The 26,194-nt window shown below is 37.3% G+C and carries 32 protein-coding genes and 1 pseudogene; 23 read left to right on the forward strand and 10 right to left on the reverse strand.

Going from position 1 to position 26,194, the window contains the following annotated elements; all coding sequences use genetic code 11:
* The first annotated feature begins 50 nt into the window (after positions 1 to 50).
* The 4 genes from MK805_RS04540 (at position 51) to MK805_RS04555 (ending at position 2,907) form a co-directional block, all read left to right on the forward strand.
* Complete coding sequence (locus tag MK805_RS04540; protein WP_240874061.1) at positions 51 to 638, forward strand: DedA family protein; 588 nt, start codon at positions 51 to 53, stop codon at positions 636 to 638.
* Positions 639 to 783: 145 nt separating this feature from the next.
* Positions 784 to 1,572, forward strand: coding sequence for a TrmB family transcriptional regulator (locus MK805_RS04545; protein ID WP_240874062.1), 789 nt, complete (start codon positions 784 to 786; stop codon positions 1,570 to 1,572).
* A 3-nt stretch (positions 1,573 to 1,575) separates the two neighbouring features.
* Complete coding sequence (locus MK805_RS04550) at positions 1,576 to 1,929, forward strand: darcynin family protein (protein ID WP_240874063.1); 354 nt, start codon at positions 1,576 to 1,578, stop codon at positions 1,927 to 1,929.
* Positions 1,930 to 2,388: 459 nt separating this feature from the next.
* Positions 2,389 to 2,907, forward strand: coding sequence for a DUF4309 domain-containing protein (locus MK805_RS04555; RefSeq protein WP_240874064.1), 519 nt, complete (start codon positions 2,389 to 2,391; stop codon positions 2,905 to 2,907).
* A gap of 345 nt (positions 2,908 to 3,252) precedes the next feature.
* Here MK805_RS04555 and MK805_RS04560 read toward each other — a convergent pair whose 3' ends face one another.
* Both MK805_RS04560 and MK805_RS04565 read right to left on the reverse strand, forming a co-directional pair.
* Positions 3,253 to 3,573 carry a hypothetical protein gene (locus tag MK805_RS04560; RefSeq protein ID WP_240874065.1) on the reverse strand — a complete coding sequence of 107 codons (321 nt, stop codon included), beginning with the start codon at positions 3,571 to 3,573 and terminating at the stop codon, positions 3,253 to 3,255.
* Positions 3,561 to 3,920 (reverse strand): hypothetical protein, encoded by a 360-nt coding sequence (locus MK805_RS04565; RefSeq protein ID WP_240874066.1) that lies wholly within the window; start codon positions 3,918 to 3,920, stop codon positions 3,561 to 3,563. Before MK805_RS04565 ends, MK805_RS04560 begins: the two co-directional genes overlap by 13 nt.
* 181 nt (positions 3,921 to 4,101) lie before the next feature.
* Between MK805_RS04565 and MK805_RS04570 the strand changes: the two genes are divergently transcribed.
* From MK805_RS04570 to MK805_RS04590, 5 genes are all read left to right on the forward strand, one after another.
* Complete coding sequence (locus MK805_RS04570; RefSeq protein WP_240874067.1) at positions 4,102 to 5,463, forward strand: tetratricopeptide repeat protein; 1,362 nt, start codon at positions 4,102 to 4,104, stop codon at positions 5,461 to 5,463.
* 272 nt (positions 5,464 to 5,735) lie between these two features.
* Positions 5,736 to 5,864 carry a transposase gene (locus tag MK805_RS04575; protein ID WP_240874068.1) on the forward strand — a complete coding sequence of 43 codons (129 nt, stop codon included), beginning with the start codon at positions 5,736 to 5,738 and terminating at the stop codon, positions 5,862 to 5,864.
* Between the two features lie 97 nt (positions 5,865 to 5,961).
* A complete protein-coding gene (locus MK805_RS04580; protein ID WP_240874069.1) occupies positions 5,962 to 6,543 on the forward strand; it encodes a hypothetical protein in 582 nt (193 codons plus the stop codon).
* 239 nt (positions 6,544 to 6,782) lie between these two features.
* Positions 6,783 to 7,460, forward strand: coding sequence for a nucleotidyltransferase domain-containing protein (locus MK805_RS04585; protein ID WP_240874070.1), 678 nt, complete (start codon positions 6,783 to 6,785; stop codon positions 7,458 to 7,460).
* 92 nt (positions 7,461 to 7,552) lie between these two features.
* A complete protein-coding gene (locus tag MK805_RS04590; RefSeq protein WP_420833041.1) occupies positions 7,553 to 8,326 on the forward strand; it encodes a DUF2935 domain-containing protein in 774 nt (257 codons plus the stop codon).
* A gap of 78 nt (positions 8,327 to 8,404) precedes the next feature.
* Here the strand turns inward: MK805_RS04590 and MK805_RS04595 are convergent, their stop codons facing one another.
* The 6 genes from MK805_RS04595 to MK805_RS04620 all read right to left on the reverse strand — a co-directional run bounded on the left by MK805_RS04595 (position 8,405) and on the right by MK805_RS04620 (position 13,878).
* Positions 8,405 to 9,751, reverse strand: a complete 1,347-nt coding sequence (locus MK805_RS04595; protein WP_240874072.1) for a GntP family permease — start codon at positions 9,749 to 9,751, stop codon at positions 8,405 to 8,407.
* 20 nt (positions 9,752 to 9,771) lie between these two features.
* The gene (gntK, locus tag MK805_RS04600; protein WP_240874073.1) at positions 9,772 to 11,310 is read right to left on the reverse strand and encodes a gluconokinase; all 1,539 of its coding nucleotides are present in this window, start codon (positions 11,308 to 11,310) and stop codon (positions 9,772 to 9,774) included.
* A complete protein-coding gene (locus MK805_RS04605) occupies positions 11,303 to 12,034 on the reverse strand; it encodes a GntR family transcriptional regulator (protein ID WP_240874074.1) in 732 nt (243 codons plus the stop codon). Before MK805_RS04605 ends, gntK begins: the two co-directional genes overlap by 8 nt.
* Before the next feature lie 176 nt (positions 12,035 to 12,210).
* Positions 12,211 to 12,840, reverse strand: coding sequence for an arylformamidase (gene kynB / locus MK805_RS04610; protein WP_240874075.1), 630 nt, complete (start codon positions 12,838 to 12,840; stop codon positions 12,211 to 12,213).
* Entirely contained in the window at positions 12,827 to 13,723 is an 897-nt protein-coding gene (locus MK805_RS04615) for an EcsC family protein (RefSeq protein ID WP_240874076.1), read from the reverse strand. The genes kynB and MK805_RS04615 overlap by 14 nt, the downstream gene beginning before the upstream one ends.
* A gap of 14 nt (positions 13,724 to 13,737) precedes the next feature.
* Positions 13,738 to 13,878: a Z-ring formation inhibitor MciZ gene (locus MK805_RS04620; RefSeq protein WP_240874077.1), complete on the reverse strand. Its 141-nt coding sequence runs from the start codon at positions 13,876 to 13,878 to the stop codon at positions 13,738 to 13,740.
* Positions 13,879 to 13,968: 90 nt separating this feature from the next.
* On the opposite strand from MK805_RS04620, the gene MK805_RS04625 reads away from it, so the two are divergent.
* From MK805_RS04625 to MK805_RS04670, 10 genes are all read left to right on the forward strand, one after another.
* The gene (locus tag MK805_RS04625; RefSeq protein WP_240874078.1) at positions 13,969 to 14,502 is read left to right on the forward strand and encodes an NUDIX domain-containing protein; all 534 of its coding nucleotides are present in this window, start codon (positions 13,969 to 13,971) and stop codon (positions 14,500 to 14,502) included.
* 78 nt (positions 14,503 to 14,580) lie between these two features.
* A complete protein-coding gene (locus tag MK805_RS04630; RefSeq protein ID WP_240874079.1) occupies positions 14,581 to 15,144 on the forward strand; it encodes a hypothetical protein in 564 nt (187 codons plus the stop codon).
* A 171-nt stretch (positions 15,145 to 15,315) separates the two neighbouring features.
* Positions 15,316 to 15,987, forward strand: a complete 672-nt coding sequence (locus MK805_RS04635; RefSeq protein ID WP_240874080.1) for an SH3 domain-containing protein — start codon at positions 15,316 to 15,318, stop codon at positions 15,985 to 15,987.
* 181 nt (positions 15,988 to 16,168) lie between these two features.
* Positions 16,169 to 16,804: a stage II sporulation protein M gene (spoIIM, locus tag MK805_RS04640; RefSeq protein ID WP_240874082.1), complete on the forward strand. Its 636-nt coding sequence runs from the start codon at positions 16,169 to 16,171 to the stop codon at positions 16,802 to 16,804.
* 88 nt (positions 16,805 to 16,892) lie between these two features.
* Positions 16,893 to 17,372, forward strand: coding sequence for a ferric iron uptake transcriptional regulator (fur, locus tag MK805_RS04645; protein ID WP_240874083.1), 480 nt, complete (start codon positions 16,893 to 16,895; stop codon positions 17,370 to 17,372).
* A 94-nt stretch (positions 17,373 to 17,466) separates the two neighbouring features.
* The gene (gene ald, locus MK805_RS04650; RefSeq protein ID WP_240874085.1) at positions 17,467 to 18,597 is read left to right on the forward strand and encodes an alanine dehydrogenase; all 1,131 of its coding nucleotides are present in this window, start codon (positions 17,467 to 17,469) and stop codon (positions 18,595 to 18,597) included.
* Positions 18,598 to 18,655: 58 nt separating this feature from the next.
* Positions 18,656 to 18,898, forward strand: a complete 243-nt coding sequence (locus MK805_RS04655; RefSeq protein WP_255724466.1) for a DUF4227 family protein — start codon at positions 18,656 to 18,658, stop codon at positions 18,896 to 18,898.
* Positions 18,899 to 19,070: 172 nt separating this feature from the next.
* Positions 19,071 to 20,249: a phosphopentomutase gene (locus tag MK805_RS04660; RefSeq protein WP_240874087.1), complete on the forward strand. Its 1,179-nt coding sequence runs from the start codon at positions 19,071 to 19,073 to the stop codon at positions 20,247 to 20,249.
* 5 nt (positions 20,250 to 20,254) lie between these two features.
* Complete coding sequence (locus tag MK805_RS04665) at positions 20,255 to 21,067, forward strand: purine-nucleoside phosphorylase (RefSeq protein WP_240874088.1); 813 nt, start codon at positions 20,255 to 20,257, stop codon at positions 21,065 to 21,067.
* A 10-nt stretch (positions 21,068 to 21,077) separates the two neighbouring features.
* Positions 21,078 to 21,896, forward strand: a complete 819-nt coding sequence (locus tag MK805_RS04670; RefSeq protein ID WP_240874090.1) for a purine-nucleoside phosphorylase — start codon at positions 21,078 to 21,080, stop codon at positions 21,894 to 21,896.
* Between the two features lie 143 nt (positions 21,897 to 22,039).
* Here MK805_RS04670 and MK805_RS04675 read toward each other — a convergent pair whose 3' ends face one another.
* Positions 22,040 to 22,705: a methyltransferase domain-containing protein gene (locus MK805_RS04675; protein WP_240874092.1), complete on the reverse strand. Its 666-nt coding sequence runs from the start codon at positions 22,703 to 22,705 to the stop codon at positions 22,040 to 22,042.
* Between the two features lie 63 nt (positions 22,706 to 22,768).
* Positions 22,769 to 22,942: pseudogene (locus MK805_RS18005) on the reverse strand (putative RNA methyltransferase); the annotation flags it as partial.
* A gap of 328 nt (positions 22,943 to 23,270) precedes the next feature.
* On the opposite strand from MK805_RS18005, the gene MK805_RS04680 reads away from it, so the two are divergent.
* From MK805_RS04680 to sigF, 4 genes are all read left to right on the forward strand, one after another.
* Positions 23,271 to 24,431, forward strand: a complete 1,161-nt coding sequence (locus tag MK805_RS04680; protein ID WP_240874094.1) for a D-alanyl-D-alanine carboxypeptidase family protein — start codon at positions 23,271 to 23,273, stop codon at positions 24,429 to 24,431.
* 141 nt (positions 24,432 to 24,572) lie between these two features.
* Complete coding sequence (spoIIAA, locus tag MK805_RS04685; RefSeq protein ID WP_240874300.1) at positions 24,573 to 24,926, forward strand: anti-sigma F factor antagonist; 354 nt, start codon at positions 24,573 to 24,575, stop codon at positions 24,924 to 24,926.
* Positions 24,923 to 25,378, forward strand: a complete 456-nt coding sequence (gene spoIIAB, locus MK805_RS04690) for an anti-sigma F factor (RefSeq protein WP_240874097.1) — start codon at positions 24,923 to 24,925, stop codon at positions 25,376 to 25,378. Before spoIIAA ends, spoIIAB begins: the two co-directional genes overlap by 4 nt.
* Before the next feature lie 10 nt (positions 25,379 to 25,388).
* Positions 25,389 to 26,141 (forward strand): RNA polymerase sporulation sigma factor SigF, encoded by a 753-nt coding sequence (gene sigF / locus MK805_RS04695; RefSeq protein ID WP_240874100.1) that lies wholly within the window; start codon positions 25,389 to 25,391, stop codon positions 26,139 to 26,141.
* The last annotated feature ends 53 nt before the right edge of the window (positions 26,142 to 26,194 follow it).

Genomic DNA, 26,194 nt, shown 5'->3' on the forward strand with positions numbered 1-26,194 from the left:
GGATCATTTTATTGTAAAACGGTAACCCTGAGGAGAGGAGGATAGATAGGATGGGACGGATTTTACATATTGTCAGCCACTACGGCTATACAGGTATTTTTGGATTATTAATGTTTGGTCTTTTGGGAATTCCTGTACCAGATGAATTTTTGATGACCTTATCCGGATATCTGGTGAAAATTCATCAGCTGCATTATATATGGACGATACTAACTGCTATTGCTGGAAGTATGTTTGGTATGACCATCAGCTTCTCAGTCGGTCGGTATTTAGGATTACCATTTCTCCATCGCTTTGGAAAACGTATAGGACTGACGATGGAAAGATATGAAAAGGTAGAAGCATGGTTTGAACGATTTGGCAAACGAACCATCATTTTTGGCTATTTTGTTCCTGGGGTACGACAAGTGACTGCGATCTACGCTGGCATAAGCAGGTGGTCCTATGGAACTTTCTTCCTCTATGCATTGACTGGAAGTATCATTTGGGTGATGGTATTTGTGAACCTTGGAATTTTCTTTGGCGAGCATTGGAAAGAATATACCTTGCTATTACATAAAAGTATCTTTTGGTTGATCTTAGTCATCATTCTAATTGGATTTGTTGTGTGGATGATAAAGAAAAGAAAACACACTTAAAAAGATCTTTACTCTTTTTTGAGGATAAGATCTTTTTTATTTATCTTAGAAATGTTTTTATTGACATTCTTCTCAGCTTTTTGTAAATTGAGTTTAAGAGATATATAGTAGTCTATTGTAGACTACTAAAGTATGAGGTGAAAAAATGGAAGATGTACTTCCTATTTTGCGCAGCTTAGGTTTTTCCGAAATGGAGGGGAAATGCTTTGTCACCCTTGCCCAAAATAAATCACTGACCGGATATGAAGTCGCAAAGAAGTTAGGGGCTTCGCGTTCCAATGTGTATTCTAGTTTACAAAGTTTAGTGGACAAAGGATATGTATTATCTATAAAAGGTGAGACGTCCAATTTTAAAGCTATTTCTTTTGAAGAGTTACAGAGTAAACTCCGCAGAAACATGGATGAGTCACTCAATAAACTCGAAACTGTATTTCCTGAGTTTCTTGAGTCCTATGATGACTTTTTTACTCTCGACAGCCAAAAACAGATTCTGGAACGCATTCAATTTGAATTGAGTCAAGCCAAAGAGGAAATTTTGTTTGATTGCTGGGCTGAAGAAGTGCATTGGTTTCGTGATTTATTGATCGATGGGGAAAATCGGGGGCTTCGTGTGATGGGATCTGTATTGGGGGATGTAGAACTGCCTTTAAAAACGGTCTTGATTGAACCGAGAGAGGATTCTTGGCAGCAAACATTAGGCAGGAAATTTTCTGTGTTGATTGATCGAAAAGTGACAATTTTAGGTGTACATCACAAAAAATTTGCAACAAAAGCACTTTTTACGGAGCATCCAGGCATGGCGAATTTGCTCTTTAATAACTTTTATCATGATGTCGTTATACATGAGATAACAAAGGATTTTGGCACACAGCTTGAACAAAAGTATGGACGCAATTTTAATAAAATCATCCAAAAATATTTTAAGGGGAAATAGAAAATGAATTACACCATGATCGTTTTAACCGAATTTTATCCTGCTTGGTTAGCACTTCCACGTGAAGAAAGACGAGAGTATGCAAAAGATTTATATGAAATCATCGATGAATTCAAAGATAGCGTTCAGGTGCGTATTTTTGATGCGGAAGCCTTGCCAGGAGCTCATTATACCGATTTTATGATATGTGAAACGACAGATTTAAAAGCTTATCACTTTATGTGGGAAAAAATCCGAGATTCACGTGCTTATAGCAAAGGGTATTTCAAAATAAAAGATGTGATTATGGGCATGGAAAATGCTTTTGAAGCGTTTGAAACAGAAGAACTTCAGATGCCTTCATTAAGAAAAAAATGATGACGAAGAAGAATGTCTAGAAAGATATTAGAAGTAGAATGAAATGGATATTAGTAATATGTGTGACAGACTGTTTATTTTCCGCAAAACAGTGGAGAAAGCAGTCTGTCATTGTGTATGAAGAAAAATTTATTTCGTACCTTCTCTGGTTTTTAGGACGATGAAACCACAATTCAGTTCGGTGCGTCATTTTCAGCCGAGTTGTAAACGAATAAATGCGCTATTTTTTATTTAGGAAATTCAAAAAAGAAAATTTTCAAATGAAATATCTGAAGGTGAAGTTCAAAATATCTCTCCGAACATAATAAACATACTATTGCAAATCTTGTGATATAGTTAAGTTGAAGAGTTAACATGTGAAATTTGTCAGGAAAGAGATTTACGGAGAGAAAATGTTATTTGATTTCATTATTTCACTTGAAAGGGAATGTAAAATTGAAAAAACTAATGAAACCTTTGGTGATAACAAGTTTAACTTTGGGAGGATTATTATTTAATAACGTTGTCCCAAATATGGTTGAAGCAACTTCAGTCTATATGTATACGGAAAAGCAACAAGTACAACAAATCATGAAACTAGCCAAGCAAGGAAAAGCAACGAATACTGGTAATTTCCGCCTTTTATCTACAGGCAAGAAAGATATTATAAAACAATGGGGAAAGCCGGATAAACAGAGTAAGTATATGATTTTCTATCAGAAAAAAGAAGCTCGTTTCAATCTTAACGCAGATAGTTCATATGATGACAAAGATCTTGTGATCGGAATTGACTCTTACGATTCAAGAAATAAATCCATTCACCTAAAAACAGTAGAACGAACACTGGGGAAACCACTCTATACGGTTCAAGAACAAGGGAAATATGTCATTTATTATGAAGCAGGGAAATATCTTCTCAGTTTTACTTTCTCTCGTCCTAGTAAGAAAAACGCTAATCCTACATTCCTAGCTGTCCATGTTGAAACAAATAGCAATTGAAAGATAATCTATAATGAGTCATCTACGAACAATGATTATATACAATGGTTTGGCTTATCGTCACATGTTCCAAGAAATCTAACTTATGGTTAAGGCTGAGTAAATTTGTTCAGCCTCTTGATCATACTCATCAAGGATATTTTGTAGTTGAATCTTGAATCTGACCAATATACATGACAGGTTAAGATGAAACTCTATTATCTTTGATTGTGGCTAGTAATAAATTTTTTGGTTTATATTGGGGAGAGATATCAAAACAAAAGATGTTATTATGAGCATGGAAAAATGCTTTTCAAAGTATAAATGACCCCAATAAGTTGCTTTAATGAAGGGGCTGAGTTATATTCACTCAGCCTTTTTTTCGTACAGCTCATCAAGATGTCGTAGTTGCTTCTGCATCTGTTTGAGCAGTAAGAACAAGACATACATAGATAATTCAAAGTGAAACTCCAGTATTTTTTCATCATCTTCTTGTAATAAAATAGAAGAGATGATATAGATATGTTCAGCAGTCAGCAGTGTTTTTGTCGTCTTTTGCTGCAAACTATCGTTCATCATTTGAATTATTTTCTCGCAATCACAAGGGTCTGTGGTGATGAGCTGAAACAGATAGTCTTCCTTGTAAGTATTTACGAACTGACAAGCGAGCATCTTTATTGCTTCCACTCGATCTCCTCCGGAGAAGAGGGACGAGATAACGATATTGGTTCTGGAAGAAAGGGGGATTTTCCAATGATTACTGTACACTGATCAGACAGATTGAATTGTTCTACATCGGATAAGACTAACTCGATGGTATTACCATCCATCAGTTTTAAGAAAATCGTTTTATTTTTTTGTTGTTTATATACTGGCACTTCAACATCTACAAATTCATACTCCACTCGCTTTTTTTCTCTACTTATCGATAATTTGGGACGTATGTAGACGGGCAAGTGAAACAAAAATTTCACCCTCTCTACAAAGGTATTCACTTCTTGATAAGTGCCATCAAGTGATAATTTCAAATTCATGGAACAGCCTCCTAAATTGCCTTATTTTATAAAAATAATAAATCAAATATTAGATATTTTCAATTTTTATATTTTTCAGTCGTTTACTTGGCAAATTGTCGAAATATAGCAGGAAAATGCTGTCATTCATCGAAATAATAGGCAAATAAAATTGCACTATTGGCAAAAAGGGGTACGATCGATGGATTTGGAAAAAATGGCAGTTGATATGATTCAATGGGGCAAAACTGGTCACTTATTTCGAAGCATGCGTAAGGAAATGAAGATCAATCAAGAAGAACTAGCAGATGAATTTATTTCTGCATCTACGATTTCGAATATTGAATTAAATGTACGTAATGTTCATCCAGAGAAATATATTTACCTTGCAAAGAAGTTAGGGATATTAGAAAAAATACTTGGATTGGTGACAGAGAAAGAAAAACATGAACAAGAAGTACGAGCGATGATGTCTGAGCTGGAGGAGTTAATGCATGTTGATCCAAAAATGGCAGTGGAGCGGGTTAATCAGTTAGATATTGGGGATGTTCCGATCGTAGCACCTGTGAAATGTTATATTGAAGGTGTGCATCATTATTATGAAAAACAATGGGATCATGCCCATGCTTGTTTTCAAAAGACAATTGGACATGTGAATTCACTTCCTGAGTTAGAAAATTCAAACTTATATGCAGCCAGTTTGAATCAAATAAGTCGAGTTTTTCACTTTCAAGGTAAGTACACTGAAGCATTAGAGTGTGTAGAAAAAGGTTTAAAAGTATTTGTCAGAGATGGGGAACGAAGAGTAAATTTGTATCATTTGCTATTAAATAGGTCTATCTACTTAAATAGATTGGAAAAAGTGGAGCTTGCTTATGAAGCGATAAAAGAACTCTATGATGAAATAGAGTTCCTGAAAGAAAATAATCGGTTTCTTGAAATTCCACTAGATATTGTAATTCACATGTATGTGATGTTTGGAATTATATTAAGAAAATTAAATCAGCCACAAAAAGCATTATCTTATGCAGATGAAGGTGCCATGATCGCATTGAATAATAAAAATTTTGATCAGTTATTAGACTTACGTGTTGTCTGCGGTAATGTGTACTTTATACTTGGTAATTTAACTGAAGCTCAGAAGTATTATATAAAGGCGTTGGAACTAGAAGGGAAGATAACTCCCTCTAAAAAGTATTTACTCATCCCTGCTTATCAGAGTTTAGGACTTACTTATTTGGAACTGAAAATGTGGTCACAAGCACAAGAAATGTTAGAAAAGGCAGTGGATATTAGTGATAGAGAGGGGCGTAAGATTTGGACAATTGATTTATTTATTTCTCTTGGGAGATGTTCTGCTGGTCAAAAACTATATAAAGATGCTGTAAACTACTATCAACAAGCTGAGAAGTTAGCACTCCAGCATGATAAAGGATCAAGTTTACACGAAATCATTGCATTATTATGTAGTTGTTATGAGAGGATAAATGATATTGAGAGCCTCCACTCTTATAAAGAAAAACTGTATGATGTGTCTATGGAGACATGGGGGTGTAAAGTATGAAATGTTTTGGAATTGAACCGGGTGACCCTACTGGAGAAAAAAAGTATTTTTGAATCCTAAATCTTAGGATTCTTTTTTTATGTCCATTTTTGCCAATCGTATATGGAGGAATGATTGGCATTTTTTGATTTTGAGGGCTTTTGGATGTGTTTATGATGATAATTATTGGCAGAAGGGTAATTATTATTATATTCATAAAATTATTAAAATTCCTTGAATTGGGGAAGGCGGATTGGTAAATTATACATAGAGAGTACGAGGAGGTGAACTTCATGCGCATTTTTAAAGTTATTCGCTGGAAAGCTCCAAAACCAAACAGTTGTCCTCGATGTGGTAAGAATGACCAGTTGGTTTGGGATAAAGGTGAATGGAAATGCGTTCGTTGTGACCATGTTTGTTAAATTATAGATATCGACAAAAGTTGTTCACTTTTGACAGATCACTTTCATATACAATGACTTCGATGAGAAGTTTAAAAGATATGGAGTGGTCTTTTTTATGGGAAAACAAAAACGAGAACACTTTGCCTTTCTTGATGGGTACAAACCTGCTCTATTAATTTCACCAAGAAACCCATTTTTCGAAACGGTTTTAGCAACAGACTTTCCAAGTATAACGCCTTTTGATGATGAACCGGGCAGTTATATCTTTTTTCAAACCGAAAAACAAAAAGAAGAGTATCAAAGAAAAATAGAAGGTGTAGCGTTACGTTCTTATGATTTTCATATGATTGTTGGAGAAACACTTGGATTTCCAATGAGAAGCGTCAAATACTATGCTGAAATGAGAGGTTTGGAAGACAAGCTCGGTCATTATCCAGAGATTGAGAGACAAGAAAAAATTGGAGTAAATTGGGCAGGTTTCTTTTTCTCTTCCCATATTGATTTTGTTGTTGAAGAGGTTCAATGGCTTTTCAATACATATCAACATGAAAAAGCGGTTGGTCTCCCACTCTGTCTTAGTAGGTTAGCAGAAGGATTAGGTTCTGTAGATATACCTTATGGAGATATAACAAAACTTTGTGCAGTAGTCCGAGAAATTCAGGAAGAAAGAAAACAAAAAGCAACCACAATCGCATAGTTAATTTGAAAATCCTTGTATTTTTGTACAAGGGTTGTTTTAACTTGTTTATTGTTTTGATACTTGCATTGCTGTTTCTTCAACATGTACTAACACAGTCATTTCTAAAGCGAGTTCTTTTTTAGCGTTTTCTTTATCTCTTATTCAAAATTACTTCCTTGCATAGAAAAGAATGATGTTAGAGTAAGACTATTGAAATAATGATTTAAATTAGAGTGAAGAAAAGTCGGTGTGATTGGATGTCTATTATCAACGAATTTACCACATATATGACGGAACGCTTTGACTCTATCAAAGCGATTGTCATCTTTGGCAGTTATGCCAGAAGGGAGGAGAAAGAGGGTTCGGATTTGGATGCATACCTTATTTTTGAACAAGTAAATCCTATTCTTCTCAAAGAGGTAGGTGAGGCATGCAGGGGTTTTTTTCCTCGTTTTCATAAGGAAATTTCTTATCCCATGTGCCTTACTACAGAAGATTTTTATCATCATATAAAAAACGGGAGTACTGATCCGATTAAATATTTTGAAGCTATGGTAGTGTATGGTGAGCTTCCAATAAATCCTCCTAGCAAGGAAAAGGTTAGTGAGTTTTGCTGTGAGATTATCATGGAAGCTATTCTTGATCTTCGTTCTCATCTTGTTCGAAATGAAACAAATGTAAAAAGGCTGATGCAAGTTGTGAAAACATTTGCCATTGCATTAAAGTTGGAGAGGTATTTGACAACAGGGAAATATCCCAAAACACTACATAAACTAAGAGAGAGTTTAGCAGGATCAGAGTTAGAAGTTATACCTCAATGGTTTGAAGATCATGATTTATTACAGGAGAATTTAGATCAGAATAGAGAAGATGTCATTCAGAAGCTCTTTTTATTGTTAAATAGAACACAAAATAGTTTAGGGACAACGAAATGATATTGACTTCTTTAATCTAAAATAGTGCTCATACCTAAGATAATAACTTTATCCACTGACTCATATATCTAGGATAACTTAAACCAGAAGAGGTGGATCAATTGGACAAATTAAATGAAGCACTCGAATATGAACAACATTTCTGGCTGCATATCCTTCGCGACCATTGTCAGTTTATTTTGGAGGCACTTGCACCCAAGGAAGAAAAGGAAATAAACAAGGCTCAAAAATTATATGCGTTATTTGATGACTTGTATCAGCATCGTCAATATGACCTTCCCGCAGTTTATGACGCCGTTTGTAAGTTGCGAAAGTTCAAGCTTCAGTTATTAAAACGATTATTGACGGAACAGATCTCCATTCATCTCACTCCTACTTTTCTCAACCATATGGTAAATGAACTAGAAGAATATATGCGGATACTGGATTGTTTCCAGCAAAATCAACTCCCGCCTAATCTCCATTCTCTCCATCATCACCTCCTATGGCTGCCTGATGCAGCAGGGCATGCCACAGCACTCAATGAAAATACAGACGGTGTGGAAAAAGAATGGCTAGAAAAGACCATTTATTTTACGGATCGATTTGAAGCTTTTTATTTAAAAGCAATTGAACTAGCTGGATATTTGCGTACCAACTGCAAGCAGTTTCCGGCACTCAGTCGTTTTAATCAAGACGTAGAACTTGAGATAAAGATTTTCCAAAATTTTTTGAACGAAATTGAAGAAATGACCTCAAACATAACACTGCTTGGAACGATTGCTCCGCTTATGGCGGATCATATGTATCGTGAGGAGAAATATTACTTGAATAAATTGGCACAGCCATCAGATAGGAAAGAAGTACAAAAGGTTAAAGATAATTAAAATTTCCATATATGGATAAAGAGAAGCAAAGCGACTTAATTTTAAGCCGTTTTGCTTTTTTAAGGAAAAATATAAAGTTTACACAATAGTACTCAATAACAACGTAAACACCAATCCAGATACAGATATAACAGTCTCTAATAAGGTCCATGTCGCAAAGGTTTCTTTCATACTCAGACCAAAGTACTCTTTAAACATCCAGAAACCTGCATCGTTTACGTGAGAGGCAATCAAGCTGCCTGCACCTGTAGCGAGTACGACTAGAGCGAGGTTAGCATCGGTGTGTCCTAGCATCGGGATGACAAGTCCAGCAGTGGTTAGAGCAGCAACAGTAGCAGATCCTAGGGAAATCCGTAAGATTGCAGCGATGATCCACGCCGGTAAAATAGGGGAAATCGCAGTACCTTTAAATAATTCTGCTACATAGTCACCTACCCCGCCATCAATCAATACTTGTTTAAATGCTCCGCCACCACCGATGATCAATAGCATCATGCCGATTTGGGTAATAGCAGTTGTACAGGAGTCCATCACAGTTTTCATCGGTATCTTTCGAGCGAGTCCCATGGTATAAATTGCAACTAATATCGAAATCAGCATGGCAGGAGCTGCGCTGCCAATAAAGCGAATACTTGTCAAAAATACATTGTCTTTTATACCCATTGTTTCCTGGAGCAAGGTAGTAATCGTGGCAATTGCCATTAAGATAACAGGAAGAATAGCAGTGAGTACACTGATTCCAAAACCAGGTGTATCTTCTAATTTAAATACTTTTTGTTCTCCCAAAGATGCAATGTTACCAGTCTTGTTAAAGGAATCAGGTACGAGTTTTTTAGCGAGCTTAGTAAATATTGGTCCAGCAATAATGACAGTCGGAATAGAAACGATGAATCCATAAAGTAATACTTGACCAAGGTCTGCTTTAAATTCACCCGCGATAGCGGTAGGACCTGGATGTGGGGGAAGAAAGCCATGTGTGACAGATAATGCAGTTGCCATCGGTATCCCCAAATACAAAATAGATACTTTTAATTCTTTTGAAATGGCAAATACAATTGGGATTAACAATACAAGTCCAACTTCAAAGAATAAAGCAATACCGATAATAAAAGAAGCGAAGACTACTGCCCATTGAATATTACGTTCGCCAAATTTATTGACAAGGGTCATCGCAATCCGCTGAGCACCGCCGGAATCTGCTAGTAATTTTCCAAGCATGGCACCAAGCCCAAAGATCAACGCTAGATGGCCAAGTGTGCCGCCTAATCCTTTCTCGATCGAGGCGACTACATCATTCATCGGCATTCCAAGGGTTAAGGCAACCCCAAATGATACAATGATGAGGGAAATAAACGTATTTAATTTTAAGCCCATGATCAATAGTAATAAGACTAGAATTCCAACTGCGACAATGAGTAGCGGCATGATAAATCCTCCCTATTTCTCTAGTTGTGTAGAAAACCCCTTTGGTATTTTGCGATTTGTGTATAATTTTCTTCTAGTACTCGGGAAAGATGAATGAAAATTGGTAATAGTTGTCGATATTCCTTGACGGCGTTCTCCTGTGGTGTGTGCTTATACGTATTACCAATCATTTGGGAAACGACTTCAAATGACTCGATTTTATCGGTGGCATATAATCCTAGAATGCACGCTCCTAGACAAGAACTTTCATAGCTTTCAGGTACAACTACAACAGATTCAAATATATCGGACATCATCTGCCGCCAAATATGGGAACGGGCAAATCCGCCGGTTGCTTTAATATGGGTCACAGGAGAGTCCATACATTCGATCAATGCTAGAAACACGGTATACAAATTGTAAATAACGCCTTCCAATGCTGCTCGAATCATATGCTCTTTTTTATGTGACATCGTTAAACCGAAAAAGGAGCCTCGAACGTCTGGATTCCACAATGGTGCCCGTTCTCCGGCTAGATAGGGGTGGAATAATAATCCCTCTGCACCAGGTTTTACGCGTTCGGCGATTTTCGTCAATACATCATAAGGATCAATCCCCAATCTTTTCGCCGTTTCTACTTCAGAAGAAGCAAGTTCATCTCGAATCCAGCGAAGAACCATTCCCCCATTGTTTACGGGACCGCCAATCACCCAATGATTTTCTGTTAAGGCGTAGCAAAATATCCTGCCTTTTTCATCTGTTCGCGGTTGTTCGATAATGGTGCGAATGGCACCACTTGTCCCGATGGTGACAGCAATTTCTCCTCGTCCTATGGCATTTACACCTAAATTGGAAAGGACACCATCACTAGCGCCGATAACAAATGGAGTAGTAGGGTCAACTCCGATCTGCTCTGCTAAATCTGGACAACAGTTACGATATATCGTGGTTGTCGATACGAGTTCTGATAGTTGATCAGAACTGATGCCAGCAACTTCTAAAGCCTCTGTATCCCAGTCCAGTGTCTTGAGATTCATCATACCCATCGCAGAAGCTAAAGAATGGTCGACTACATAGCGATCAAAAAAACGTTTGAAGATATACTCTTTGATGCCAATATATTTTTTTGTCTTGGCTGCTATTTCGGGATGATCGTGTACGAGCCATGCAATTTTAGCGAAGGGGGACATTGGATGGATGGGTGTTCCTGTTCTTCTGTAGATTTCATGACCATGGAACTCATTTTTAATTTTATGAGCCCATCCCTCACTTCGATTGTCTGCCCAAGTGATACATGGTGTCAGGGCTTTATCTTTTTCATCGATGGCAATAACACTATGCATTGCACTACTAAAGGAGAGGAATGCTGGTTTTTTATCTGCATGTTTTCTCGTTATATTGGAAATAGCCTGTAACACTGCCTGGAAAATCTCTTCTGGGTTTTGCTCCGCTGTTGACATATCTGGTGTATACAAAGGATAGCCAATATTTTCTTTTTGGATCACTTCTCCTTTTTCGGTAAACAAAACAGCTTTTGTGCTTGTTGTACCGATATCGATTCCTAACATATAGCTAGTCATTTTCTTGCTCTTCTCCTTTTACAAGCAATTGCTGTGATCTCCATAAGTCTTCCACTTTACCTTGAACATCATCAAAGTTTTTATGCAAAGACTTTATCATTAAGGTTCTGTCTTTTGTTTTTATCGCTTCAATATAGAGCTCATGATTTTTTATAATTCGTGTAAAGTCTTCGTATTTCTCCTTTATACGGACACGCATCGATAAAAGAATGAAACTTTCCATCACAGGTTTTAAATTATTCCAGATCATGAGCATATAAGAATGATCAATAGCACGAATAATAGTTTCATGGAATAGGACATCCTGATAGGAAAATTCATCTGCATCTTGATACTTGATTGCAACTTTCATCATTTCTAGTATTTTACTAAGTTCGTTTACTAAAACATTTACATTCATTTGTGCAAGTCTTTCAAAGACAAATGTCTCTATAAGTAGGCGAACATCATAGATTTCTTCTATTTCTTTTTCTGTTAAACCGATAACAACTGCACCCATTCTCTCTAAGCGGATAATATTTTCCGCAGCTAATGTTTTTAACGCTTCTCGGACGGGTGAACGACTCACAGCAAAATCTGCTGCTAGTTTGTTTTCAGATAAAATGGTACCGCTTTCAATTTTGCCAGAGATAATACGCATTCTTAGCTCACTAGCTACTCGATCACCAGCAGAAGCTTTGGTAAGCCATTTAATAGGATATAAATGCTCCTTTGTTTCATCCATGTAAGCACCTCCTTCTAACAATCAAGTATACTTGTATACAAGTATTATATCGGAAGACCCTATTTATGCAAGCGCTTTCTTTATTTCTTAAACAATGGAATTATATGTATTTTAAGATGATTCTAGATAAATCACTTCGAAGATATAATAAAAAACCTCCATAGACATGAAGATTCTTAATCCGCAGAATATGATCGCAGTACAGCTCGAACTGGACTCCCATCCCCTCCGACAATAGGAAGGGGTAAAGCGGAAAGCTCATAGTTTCCTGCTGGTACCTCTTTCAGTACAACTCTTTCTAATATGTGAATACCTGATTGATGCAAGGCGAGGTGAGAAGGTAGTGTCTCACTATCAGCAGGATCTACCGAGGGGACATCTACACCTATTAGTTTTATACCTAAAGATTGCAAGTAAGTTGCTATTTCAGGCTCAAGGTATGTGAATGATGTTGGAAAAGAAGTTCTATCTTTCCATGAATCAGTACGAATGAGAAGTCGCTGTGTATGATGTAGATGGAGGGATTGTAAGTCTTCGATTGTGATGGATTGCTTTTCAAATAGGTGAATTACTTTACATGGCCCAAAGTAAAGGGAGAGGTCTAATTCATGTGTTTTTTTTCCGCTATTATCAAAATGATAGGGTGCATCAATATGAGTTCCAGTATGGGTACTAAAAGAGACATGTCCAACATTGGCACAGCTGTCACTTTCAATGAGAGAGGTGAGTTCATAGTGGTATGTTTTATCGCCGGGCCATACTGTCATTCCGTTATATAAGGGTTCACTAATATCATAGATTTTCATTATTTTTCCCCTTTTTCTCATCCTCAAAAAGTTCAGGTTGAATTTCTATTTCTTCCTGTTTTTGTTCTAATTCTTGTAACTTAGCTAAAACTCGGCGCTTTTGATATAACATTTCACCAGCTTCGGCAACATCTTGAATCGTATATCGATTGATAATCGCGCCAAAAATCATCCCTAAAACAGGAACCATTTGAAATAATTTTTTCCAGCCATAGTTATCACGATAGGAAAGAATAACTTCTCTCCAACCTTGGAGCCTTGAAATTGCTTCTTGTTCTGTCGCTGTTTCCGTTAATTCTTTCAATATGGATTTTTTTCCAACAAAGTCCGAGTTAGAAAACTGTAAACATTTTACGATGAAAATGCGTTCTTCTTTTTTTCGAGGATCATAACCATATGTAATCGCCATCTCTTGTAAAACTTTTAACGATGTGCCAAGAAGCAGGGGAATGTCGATAGCCAGAGTGAAAATGCCGCCAAATCCTGTTGTAGCACCTTGGACAGTTGCAAAATTGGTATGATTATCTTTGTTATCTTTAGCTACTTGATTCATGAGAGAAAGAGGGACATCGGAAATTTTTTCTATCGTAACTTCTGAAGATGATTGTAAAAACAAATAAGGTGCGTATTTTTGCAAGATCTTATCTTGTGCAATCAAATATTGCCCGCCAGTTTGAATGTAACTTCCTAGTTCATCCAAAGCGATGCCAATATATTTTTGGACTAGTTTCGGTGTTAACTTGTCGAGAATAGCAAAAGGGATTCGACCAATCTTTTCCCAAAACCAGAGGTCAGATTGATCGTCTTCCCATTTTTTAATGTTTTGTAATGCTTCTTGTAAAGATTCTACTGTATCAGCTTGATATGCGTTCAGAATGTTCACCTCAAACTATTTACTTACTTAATAAGGCGAAGGTGTTTTCCTTTTCTCGTATTACGATCGATAAATTCTGCTAGCGTAATAGGAGACTTTGCCCACTGACGTAATTGTGCTTGGACTTGCCACGCTTTACCAGTAAGTTTTATACTTTTATTCAACTTTATTGTCCTCCATTCGTCGCTTTCCGTCCAGTGTTGCCAGAAAAAAGATATAATAAAAAATATGTTGAACTAGGAGGATACATAACTATGAAAAATTTAGAGGAAAAAACTATCTCAACAAAGCAAATATATGAAGGAAAAATCATCGATGTTCAATTGGATAAGGTGAATTTACCAAACGGAGGAACATCTTATCGAGAGATTGTGAAACATCCTGGAGCTGTAGCTATTATGGCTATTACCGATGAAAATAAATTGATATTGGTTCGGCAATTTCGTAAAGCTTTAGAAAAAACCATTTACGAGATTCCAGCAGGAAAATTAGATGCAGGAGAAGAAGCTGAATCTTGTGCTCGTAGGGAACTAAAAGAGGAAACAGGATATAGTGCGAAAAACTGGGAGAAACTTACAGGATTCTATACATCACCTGGTTTTGCCGATGAATATATACATATGTTTGAAGCCAGTGAATTGACAGTAGGAGAAACATCTTTTGATGAAGATGAATTTGTAGAATGTGTGGAATTATCCTTGGCAGAGTGCAGGGAAAAGATCGCTTCAGGAGAAATATGTGATGCTAAAACTATACACGCTATCACATTATGGCAGTTAAAACAGTGATAGAATTGAAAGTTTTGTGAAAAAACATCTTTTATGGTATAATGGAAGTATTCTGTTTATTACTTCGGGGTGATGGAAGTGACACAAGAGACACAAAACAGAAACATTTCCCTCACAGCAGCACGCTATACACTTAGGCTATGGGTATTGTATGTACTTCCTTTTGTTTCAGGATTAATCATTACCAATTTCTTTGAATGGTCTTATTTTTGGCCTATGCTACTACTTCTAACAACATTATTGGTGATTGTCTTTAATCTAGTAGTAGTGTTAAATGATTGGTATCGAAAACCAATTGCTCGTTATCCCATTATCTTTCAGCTCTATGCTGCTTGTTTTTTTGGGATTATGATACTTGGCAAAGCCTTAGGTGATGCATTGCTCTACGGATTACTCACCTTCGTATTTCTTGTCAACACACTACTTGGTTATTATTATCGGAGGAATATAACAGCATGCGGGATTGTTTCTCGTATTATATTAGTATTGAATACGATTTTTCCCATTACATATGCCTTGCTGTATCTTTTTTATCACTCTGATATATCCATGTTTTTAGAAGCACCTGGGATGATTAGTTCCATTTGTCTAGGTTTAACGTACTTCTGTGGTGTTATCGTCGAGAGTATATACCGATTTTAATTTATTTTTTCTTTTACAGGTAGCTCAAATGAAGCTACCTGTTTTTTGTTAATAAAAAAGTAACAATTTTCGTAATTTGTATATTGATTTATTTTCCGTTTTCTTGGAAAATATTCGTAGCTATTTAGCATGTATTTTTTTGAAATAATTGCTCTATTTGGAGGTCCAAACATGCAGCGTATTTCTTATATGATCATGGCAGTAACTCTTTTTTTTATTCTCCCGGGTTGTGGTTTGGTAACGTTTCCATCAAAAGAAGTATCAAAGGAAAACCAACCAACATCACAGAAAAATAAACAGCCGCCTCAAAAAAATATGTTGCGTTTTTCTAATAAATCAACCAATGGGCAGACTCAAATGGTCATGAAAAAGGATGATAAGTTGTACATTCATACTATTCAAGAGAGGATTATCACTGTTATCAATAAGGACAAGCCTAAGATACCCACTAAAGTTGTAGTTCCTATAAAAGTTGTTCAGGCGCCAGAATCCTCAAAAAATAATCCTTCATCAGACCCTTCTACACCCACCAAAGAAGAAACACCACCAAAAGATGGAGAAGAACAACAACCACCACAAGATGAGAAACATCAAGCAGCAATGAAAAAAGCAGAAGAACTTAAGGGCACGGATCAACAGGTGACGGCTGATCAAGGAAATGTATATGAAAATCCAGATGAGAAATCGAACATCATCCAGCAGGTTATCAAGGATCAAAAACTTCATATTGATAATACAAAAGTAGATGATGATGATTCGGAAATTTGGTGTTTTGTAAGTGGAAATGATGGACAAAAAGATATTACTGGCTGGGTTTCTTATCAAATTTTGGAACAGAATTGATAACTCCGCACGGCAAGTAATCTTCAAAATGTTTTTGGCTGCGTTGATGCCTCGATCATGGCGCCTGTTACAATTTGGGCATGTCATTCACGTAGCTGTAGTTGCTTCACTTCTTTTCTTCCTATCATATCTGCTCATTTAGATTCATAGAATAGGAGAGAGTAGAAAGGCGGGATTAAAGATGAAGCGAAAAAAACATTTTGTTCATATGCTTGCGGAACATATTCTAGCACAGAAATCTATCTATTTGTTTGTAGGTGTTCTATTTTTAGTGGGGGTAGTGTTTGGTGCTGTAATTGTTAACACATTAGATGCAAACAAAAAAGGGGAGTTACTGCAATATTTACATTACTTTTTTCGTGGTCTAGCTCAAGATGATATTGCTGACCCGAGTGTGGCATTTCAACATTCTATTGGAGATTACTTGAAAATGCTTGCTTTGATGTGGATCCTTGGACTTTCTGTAATTGGTATTCCTATCATGTTGGTTTATTTATTTTTCAAAGGTTTGGTCACTGGATTTACAATTGGTTTTTTGATCAATCAACTATCGTGGAAAGGTTTTTGGTTTGCAATTGCCGCAGTAGTTCCGATCAATATCATTGTCATTCCAGTTTTACTCGTGTTATCTGTAGCAGGAATTCAGTTCTCTATCACGCTTGTTAAAAATCGATTCATTCACAATAGGGGGCCAATTTACCCGCAATTTGTTCGATATTCTTTACTTGCAACAGCATTGACTATTTGTTTGGTGTTGGTTGCAGCAACGGAAGCTTACATTTCTCCATCCTTGATGAAAAATGTTATTCCGTTATAATGATTCTTATTTGATAGTTCTTTTCATTTAGTTTGACTTCCCCCTGATTTCTCACCTATAATGAACATATGGCATAGGGGGTGTGTCTGTGGAAAAACGGGTAAATCAAATTAAACAACAACTATCTGCCCATAACTACAAGTTAACCCCCCAACGGGAAGCAACTGTCCGCGTTCTGATCGAGAATGAGGAAGCACACCTCAGTGCAGAGGATGTCTACCTGTTGGTGAAGGAGAAGGCACCAGAGATTGGATTAGCTACTGTATATCGTACTCTGGAGTTGTTAAGTGACCTCTCTGTCATTCATAAACTTAACTTTGGCGATGGTGTTACTCGATATGAATTTCGGGCTGAAGGGGCAGAACATCATCATCATCACTTGATTTGCTTAAACTGTGGAGAAGTAGACGAAATTATGGAAGATTTATTAACACCGATTGAAGCGAAAGTAGAAGAAGAATATCAATTTCAGATAGTAGACCATCGACTAACTTTTCATGGTGTCTGTAGACGCTGTAAAGAAGTCGTTGCAGATCCCAAAAAATTAGTAGGTGCGCGTGTTACGTGATGGAGAAGAGATCATTAAAAGATCTCTTTTTTTATCGACTAAATTAATTTAAAAAGTGGTAAGATATACTTGTAATGCAAAGGAGGAAAAAGTCATGATAGTTGGTATTCCAAAAGAGATAAAAAACAATGAGAACCGTGTTGCCATTACCCCTGCTGGGATTGATGCTTTAACTCGTGCTGGCCATAGTGTAATAATTGAAACAAACGCCGGTATTGGAAGCGGTTTCACAGATGAAGAATATGCAGAACATGGGGCAGAAATATTAGGTTCAGCAAAAGAAGTATGGTCAAAAGCAGAAATGATCATGAAAGTAAAAGAGCCCTTAGCCGCTGAATATGAATATTTTCGTGAGAATTTGATTCTCTTTACATATTTACATCTTGCTCCAGAATTAGAGTTAACAAAGGCACTAATGGAGAAAAAAGTCACAGCTATTGCTTATGAGACGATTCAGCTGGATAATGGAGCATTGCCCTTGCTCACACCTATGAGTGAAGTTGCCGGAAGAATGTCAGTCCAGATAGGTGCTCAATTTTTGGAAAAGCCACATGGTGGTAAAGGAGTGCTCTTAGGTGGTGTCCCAGGTGTACCGGCAGGTAATGTAGTCATTATCGGCGGGGGAGTAGTAGGAACAAATGCAGCTAAAATGGCGATTGGACTCGGGGCGAATGTAACGCTATTAGATGTAAATCCGGAGCGTTTACGCCAATTGGATGATATTTTCGCTGGCCGGCTTAATACAGTGATGTCTAATGCTTACAATATAAGAGAAGCAGTCCGTAAAACGGATTTGTTAATTGGAGCAGTTCTCATACCTGGAAGAAGAGCTCCAAGGCTAGTTACAGAAGATATGGTAGCTGAGATGGAGGCTGGCTCTGTTATTGTAGATGTAGCGATTGACCAAGGAGGCTCGATTGAAACCATAGATCGAGTGACAACACACAGTAATCCAACATACGAAAAATATGGGGTTGTTCATTACTCCGTTGCAAATATGCCAGGAGCAGTTCCTCGTACATCCACGATTGCTTTGACAAATGTCACGATTCCATATGCAGTCCAAATCGCAACTAAAGGTGCTCAAAATGCTATTGCTTCCAGCCGACCCTTAGCAAAAGGGGTAAATGTAATGAATGGGCAGGTTACTTATGAAGCAGTTGCTGAAAGTCTTCAGCTTCCCTACACACCATTAAATGATGTCATGAATCTAGCAGTTCTCTAACATAATTTATCACCCTTCTCCATAAAGTGAAGTAATGAATGGATAAAGGGTGATATTTATGGTTTTATCGCTTAGAAAGATAAAGAGAATTAGTTTGTTTTTTTGCTTATTTTTTTTGTTCTTGTTTATCCTTGTCCAACTGTTTCAACTATTTTCAAATGTATTTCCATTACGATCACCATACCAAAAACCATATGGTAATGCAGTAAAAGTTTCTACAAATGAAGCCATGGAGCCGATTTTATCTCCTAAAATGAGTTGGCTAGATCGATTAGTTGTTTTTTATGGCATGGGTGAATGAGGTCAAAGCATGGTAATAGGGGATACGGTGCATGCTAAGGCTATGCGGTGAATCCCTTTTTTGATAGATTAGAAAGTGCACGATACATAGAGGTAAGAAACTCAAAATCTATCTTTGAAAAGGAAGAAGCACCAGAGAGGATTTTTGACTATGGTTTATAGAGGTGAAGAATGTGTCCATTTCACGAGTAATACTAATTGTTTTAGATAGTGTTGGAATAGGAGAACTACCAGATGCGGATAATTTCAATGATGTTGGCTCGCATACATTGTTACATATTTCTCAGCATCAAAACGGGTTACGACTGCCTAATATGCAAGAGATGGGTTTAGGAAATATTGAAGAACTTGTAGGAGTAAAACCTGTAAATAATCCAACAGCTTTTTATGGGAAAATGGTAGAAATATCAAGAGGAAAAGATACGACTACAGGACACTGGGAGATGATGGGATTAGAAACGAGTACTCCGTTTCCAAGTTATCCAAATGGGTTTCCTATCGAACTTATTCAAGCATTAGAAGAAAGAGTTGGTCGCAAAGTCATTGGTAATTGTGTTGCATCAGGTACCCAGATTATTGAAGAACTTGGAGCAGAACATATGGAAACAGGGAATATTATCGTCTACACCTCTGCTGATAGTGTTTTCCAAATCGCTGCCCACGAAGAAGTAGTTCCATTGAAAGAACTGTATCATATCTGTGAAGTTGCCAGAGAGCTTACTTTAGAGGATCGTTGGTCAGTTGTTCGGGTAATTGCCAGACCATTTGTAGGACAACCAGGCAAATTTATCAGGACGGCAAATCGAAAAGATTATAGTGTGAAACCACCACATAAAACAGTTTTAAACTATTTGCAGGATGCTGGAATTGAAGTTGTTGCAGTCGGCAAAATATCTGATATCTTTGATGGGGAAGGTATTAGCAAATCTGTACATACAGAATCTAACATGGATGGGGTAGATAAGCTGTTAACTTGTTGTGATGAAACAAAAGAAGGACTCATCTTTATCAACTTGGTTGATTTTGATGCGAAGTTTGGCCATCGGCGTGATCCAGTAGGATACGGGAAAGCACTGGAAGACTTCGATGCTCGTCTTCCAGAGATTATAGGAAAATTAACGGAGCAAGACTTACTGATTATTACTGCTGACCATGGAAATGATCCAACATTTCATGGGACAGATCATACAAGAGAATACACACCAATACTAGTTTATAATCCAAACCAAACTGCTGAAGGGGAAAGCCTGGGAATTCGTAAAACATTTGCAGATGTCGGTGCAACGATTGCTGATATTTTTCAAGTAGAGTCGCCTCTTGGGGAAAGTTTTTATCAGAAAATAAAGGGATGAGCGAGATGACACTATTACAGGAAGCAGTAGCTTTCATACAGAAAAAGGTAAAAGTCGAGCCAAAAATTGGGTTAATTTTGGGATCAGGATTGGGGATGCTTGCTGATGAAATTCAAAATGCTGTTACCATCGCATACGATCAGATTCCCCATTTCCCCGTTTCCACGGTAGAAGGACATGCTGGGGAATTAGTAGTAGGTGAATTAGAAGGGCAGAAGGTTATTACCATGCGTGGAAGATTTCATCTTTATGAAGGGCATGCACTTGAATCCGTTACATTTCCTATACGGGTGATGAAAGCACTTGGTGTAGAGACTATTTTGGTGACCAATGCTGCTGGAGGAGTAAATACCTCTTATGAACCTGGTAATCTGATGTTGATTCAAGATCATATCAATCTGATGTATCGCAATCCATTGATTGGACCAAACGATGCTTCGTTAGGAGAGCGCTTCCCTGACATGTCCACTGCATATGATGTAGAATTGCGAGAATTGGCAGCTAAATTAGCGGCCGCGCAAGGAATAAAGCTTCAATCAGGTGTTTATGCAGCTGTTCTTGGTCCATCTTATGAGACCCCAGCAGAAATCCGTATGATTCGGGCAGTTGGGGCAGATGCAGTTGGAATGTCTACCGTGCCTGAAGTAATTGTTGCACGTCATGCGGGTATTCGGGTATTAGGTATTTCTTGTATCACCAATATGGCAGCAGGAATCTTACCGCAACCGCTCAGTCATGCAGAGGTAATGGAGACAGCAGAACGAGTGAAAGGTGACTTTGTTCAATTGCTTCACAGTATTCTAAAAGAACTACGTTAGGAGTTATATCATGGATAGTTGGAAACAGATAAAAGATGCAGCAGAAGCGATTAAAAGAAAAAGTGATATAAAACCGTTAATAGGGTTGATACTTGGGTCAGGATTAGGAGATCTAGCAGATCAAATCCAAAACTCTACTAAGATTACATATGATCAAATCCCCCATTTCCCCGTTTCCACCGTTGAAGGTCATACAGGACAATTGGTCATTGGTGAATTAGAAGGCAAAACAGTAGTAGCCATGCAAGGAAGAATTCATTTTTATGAGGGCTATACACAACAACAAGTTGTGTTTCCCGTGTTTGTAATGAAATTATTAGGAATTGAAAACTTGATTGTAACGAATGCAGCAGGGGGAATGAATGCAGATTTTCAAGCTGGTGATTTGATGGTGATTACGGATCATCTGAATATGACAGGGTCCAATCCGCTTATTGGAAAACATATTTCTGATTTAGGTCCTCGCTTTCCAGATATGAGCAGTGCGTATACACCTAAACTGATTTCGTTAGCTGAAAAGGTTGCTAAACAGCATGACTTCTCGATTCAAAAAGGAGTATACGCTGGTATTAGCGGACCTGCTTATATGACACCAGCTGAACTCATTATGCTTCGTAATTTAGGTGGGGATGCCGTAGGGATGTCTACCGTTCCAGAAGTAATCGCAGGGAGTTTTCTAGGTCTAGATGTACTTGGAATCTCTTGTATTACAGATATGGCGATTGGAGAAGAATTGGAGCCACTCTCACATGAACAGGTGATGGAAACGGCCAATCGCACAAAACCTAAATTTATTCAGTTAGTAAAAGGGATAATAAGTGAGGTTTAAGGAATGAATGTAGTAGAAGTCATTCGCAAAATCTGCTGAAAAGTGTTAACGATAAAGTCGTAGTGGACAATATAATGGCTCCAAGACAAAACACCAACTGGTCCTTGCTCATAAATGACCAGTTGGTGTTTTAGTTTTATTGATTAGTGAGGTTTTCCAAGGAGAATGGCTAGATCGACTGTTATGGTTTTGGAATTTGCGTCTAAAAGCTGTTGGAGTTGCATATCTGTAGCTCTCCAAGATAAAGGTGTCATTTGAATGAGAGGTTTGATAAGAGTACTGTTTAATGTTATACGATATTGTATCCGTTTCACATCTAGAAGCTTAAAATGATCTCGAAATCGTTCCAATGATTTTTGATTTGAATAAATCTGTTTATCTGTATGTTCATAAAAAAGGTTTCTCAATTCGTGAAGATAGTTCTTTTCAGGAATTACCTTTATTACTCTTCCATCATCCGTTAATATTCTTTTGAATTCCGCATAATTAGAAGGCGATAAAATATTCAAAATGAAATGAAATTGGTTTGCTTCAAATGGCGAATTAGCAATATCTCCAATACACCAGATCAGATTTGTATTATCTTGAGAAGCAAGATCAATACCCTCTCTGGAAATATCCATGCCTATTCCTAAAAAATCATTTGTGGTTGGAGCCGAGATTTTTTCTCTTAGACTGGATAATGAAGACCCTTCTCCACAGCCTGCATCTAAAATATACATTCGCTCATTTTTGGAAGTAGGTCCACTTTTGATCCTTACACAAATTTCCTCTATTAATGGTTCAAAAAATCCACTTTTCCAAATCATCCTCCTAGATTCAAACAAAGATTTATCATATTTTGTTTTTTGAGGACGGTTTAAAAAGTTCACATATCCCCTTTTGGATAGATCAAAACAATGATTCTTGGAACAAACTAAGCTATTATTCTGAACCATTTTCATCGGTTGGGAGCATAGTGGGCATTTAAAGATACTTTGATTTCCTAAAATAAGATTTGCTTGTAAAGTCTTTTTTTTGCTTGTTGACATAAAGAAGCACCCCATTCATTCATAGTCGATATCGGTGAATGAAAAAAGGCACAGAGAAATAGACCCACCCCATTTATAAATAAAAATGAGTGAGTATTCATTTTCTGTACCTCACATTATCGAAACCGAATGAATTGGATGATCATGTCAGTAACCTCTTGAAATAAGATCTTCAAACCTCGTTATTATACCATAAGTTGATTTCAGTATATCCGCTATTTTATTTCGGATGGATGATAAAGGAAAATAATTTGATGTTGTTTTTCACTGTGACATTCCTACAAGAATATTCTTTCTGTCCGCTGCGCACACTATGGTCGTACGATAGGAGGAATGAAGATCCATGTGGAAAAGATTTAGCATTCTTTTTTCTGTTTTTTGTTTGGGTTTGACAAGTATCCCTATGATTGCTTTTGCAGGTCCAGACAACTCATCTGATCTAGCACCAAATGCTCGATCAGCCGTACTTTTGGATGCAGACACAGGTACTATCATCTTTGAGAAAAATGGACACGATAAATTACCACCAGCAAGTATTACCAAAGTAATGACCATGTTAATGATCATGGAAGCCATTGAACGAGGACAATTGAAGTGGACGGATCAAGTCAGTGTAAGCGAAAATGCAGCTTCTAAAGGTGGTTCCCAAATATTTTTAGAGCCCGGAGAACAAATGAGTGTACGTGATATGCTGAAGGGGATTGCAGTAGGTTCTGCGAATGATGCTTCTGCGGCCATGGCAGAAAAACTAGGTGGAACAGAACAACGTTTTGCCCAAATGATGAATGCTCGGGCGAAGGAATTAGGAATGAATGATACAAAATTCCAAAACTCTAATGGACTGCCAGTAGCAGATCATTATTCTTCTGCACACGATATTGCACTTATGTCCCGTGAGTTACTGAAACATCCGGAAATTACAAAGTTTACAGGTCTGTATCAAGATTATTTACGTCAAGGTAGTAAAAAACCATTTTGGTTAGTAAACACAAATAAATTGGTTCGCTTTTATCCTGGTCTCGATGGTCTTAAAACGGGTTTTACCAGTGAAGCACGTTTTTGTCTTACCGCTACTGCAAAACGAGAAAATTTCCGGGTTATAGCTGTTGTCATGGGGGAACCCGATTCGAAAATAAGAAATGCAGAAATATCTCAAATGCTTGACTATGCATTTGCCCAGTTTACCAATCAGGTATTTTACAAAAAAGGCCAAGTTATTGCTAAACTTCGGGTAGAAAAAGGAGATCCGGAGTATATTTCCATTCGTGCTCGTCATCCAATTAGTATGATGCTAAAAAGAGGAGAAAATCCAAACGGTATACGCAAAGTTATTAAATGGCGTACATTACAAGTTCCCATCAAAAAGGGCCAAGTTTTAGGAACGATGGAGTTTCATAAAGAGGGAAGAAAAGTTGCCTCACTTGAATTGATAAGTTCGAGTGATATTGGAAGAGCTAGTTTTTGGTCTTCCATAAAACGAGTGTTAGAGGATACATTATTTTAAATAGAAAAGCTGGAAGTATTTTAAAGTGTACCCTATAAAGTAGACCGTAAAAGTCCACTATATAGGGTACTTATGTTAGCAGGAAATATAAGGGAATAAAGAGAATGTATTCGTTAAAGGATGGAGAGGAGCGTGCTAGGTTTGTCGTTATCTGTAAATATAACTTCCAACCATCAGGTGCTTATTGTTCGGCTGAATGGAGATTTGGATCATCATACTGCGTCAGATGTACGAAGAAAAATAGAAGCAGAGTTGGTGAAGGATACCCATACTCATCTCATTTTGAATCTTGGGAACCTTCAATTTATGGATAGTTCAGGTCTAGGTATGATTTTAGGAAGATACAAACAAATGACTAGCAAGGGTGGAAAAATGTATCTATGCTCAGTTCAACCATCTATTTTTAAATTGATGGAGATGTCAGGATTGTTTCAAATTTTGCCTACTTATCAAGATGAGCGTAGTGCTGTTTATGCTTGTGAGGTGGCCTCATGAGTAATATTTATCGAAATGTGATGGAACTTACCTTTTCTAGTCTTTCGGAGAATGAGGCTTTTGCCAGAATTGCTGTTGCAGCTTTTGTATCCCAATTAGACCCGAGTTTAGATGAGCTGAATGATATTAAAACGGTAGTTTCCGAAGCAGTAACAAACGCAATCATTCATGGATATGAAGAACATCCAGAAGAACAGGTATATATTCGTGCTGAAATTCAAGGTACGAAAATTTCGATTCAAATCACTGATAAAGGGGTTGGAATTGATGATATAGGGCAGGCCCGTCAGCCGCTCTTTACTTCAAAACCGGAACTTGAAAGATCTGGTATGGGGTTCACTATCATGGAGAATTTTATGGATGAGGTGACGATTCGTTCAAACCCAGGTCAAGGAACAACAGTTTATCTTGTGAAGCAATTGAAAAATCATCCTCAAACGATGGCGAATTGAGGGATGGTAAATGGAAGCTGATGTAAGGAATACAAGGCACCGGTACTTACCAGACAAAGAGGTAAAACAGCTGATTCAAGAAAGCCAGCGTGGAGACAATTCTGCTAGAGATCATTTAATAAAACATAACATTCGATTGGTTTGGTCTGTTGTGCAACGATTTTTAGGGCGAGGCTATGATGCAGAGGATTTGTTTCAAATCGGGTCTATTGGATTACTCAAAGCAATTGATAAATTTGATCTATCCTATGATGTCAAATTTTCTACCTATGCAGTACCAATGATCATTGGAGAAATCCAACGTTTTTTACGAGATGACGGAATGGTAAAGGTGAGTAGATCCCTAAAAGAGATAGCTACCAAAGTTCGAAAAAAGAAAGACGAGCTCAGCAAAAAATTAAATAGAATCCCTACACTAAAAGAAGTTGCAGATGAATTAGAGCTATCACCAGAAGAGATCGTATTTGCCCAAGAAGCGAATAGAGCGCCTACTTCTATACATGAGACGGTATATGAAAATGATGGTGATCCGATAACGCTCATGGATCAGATTGCAGATGAATCTGATATAACTTGGTTTGATAAATTAGCTTTAAAGGAAGCGATCGAGCATTTAACAGAGCGAGAAAAATTGATTGTGTATCTACGCTATTACAAAGATCAGACTCAATCAGATGTGGCAAAAAGGTTAGGGATATCTCAAGTTCAAGTTTCCAGGTTGGAGAAGAAAATCATATCGCAAATGAAATCACATCTTTTATAGAAAAAGAAGACCGCATGATGGTCTTCTTTTTTCGTAAAAGGGGATAAAGCCAT

The sequence above is a fragment of the Shimazuella soli genome, from assembly GCF_022511585.1.
In the GTDB taxonomy this organism is placed as follows: Bacteria; Bacillota; Bacilli; order Thermoactinomycetales; family Thermoactinomycetaceae; genus Shimazuella; species Shimazuella soli.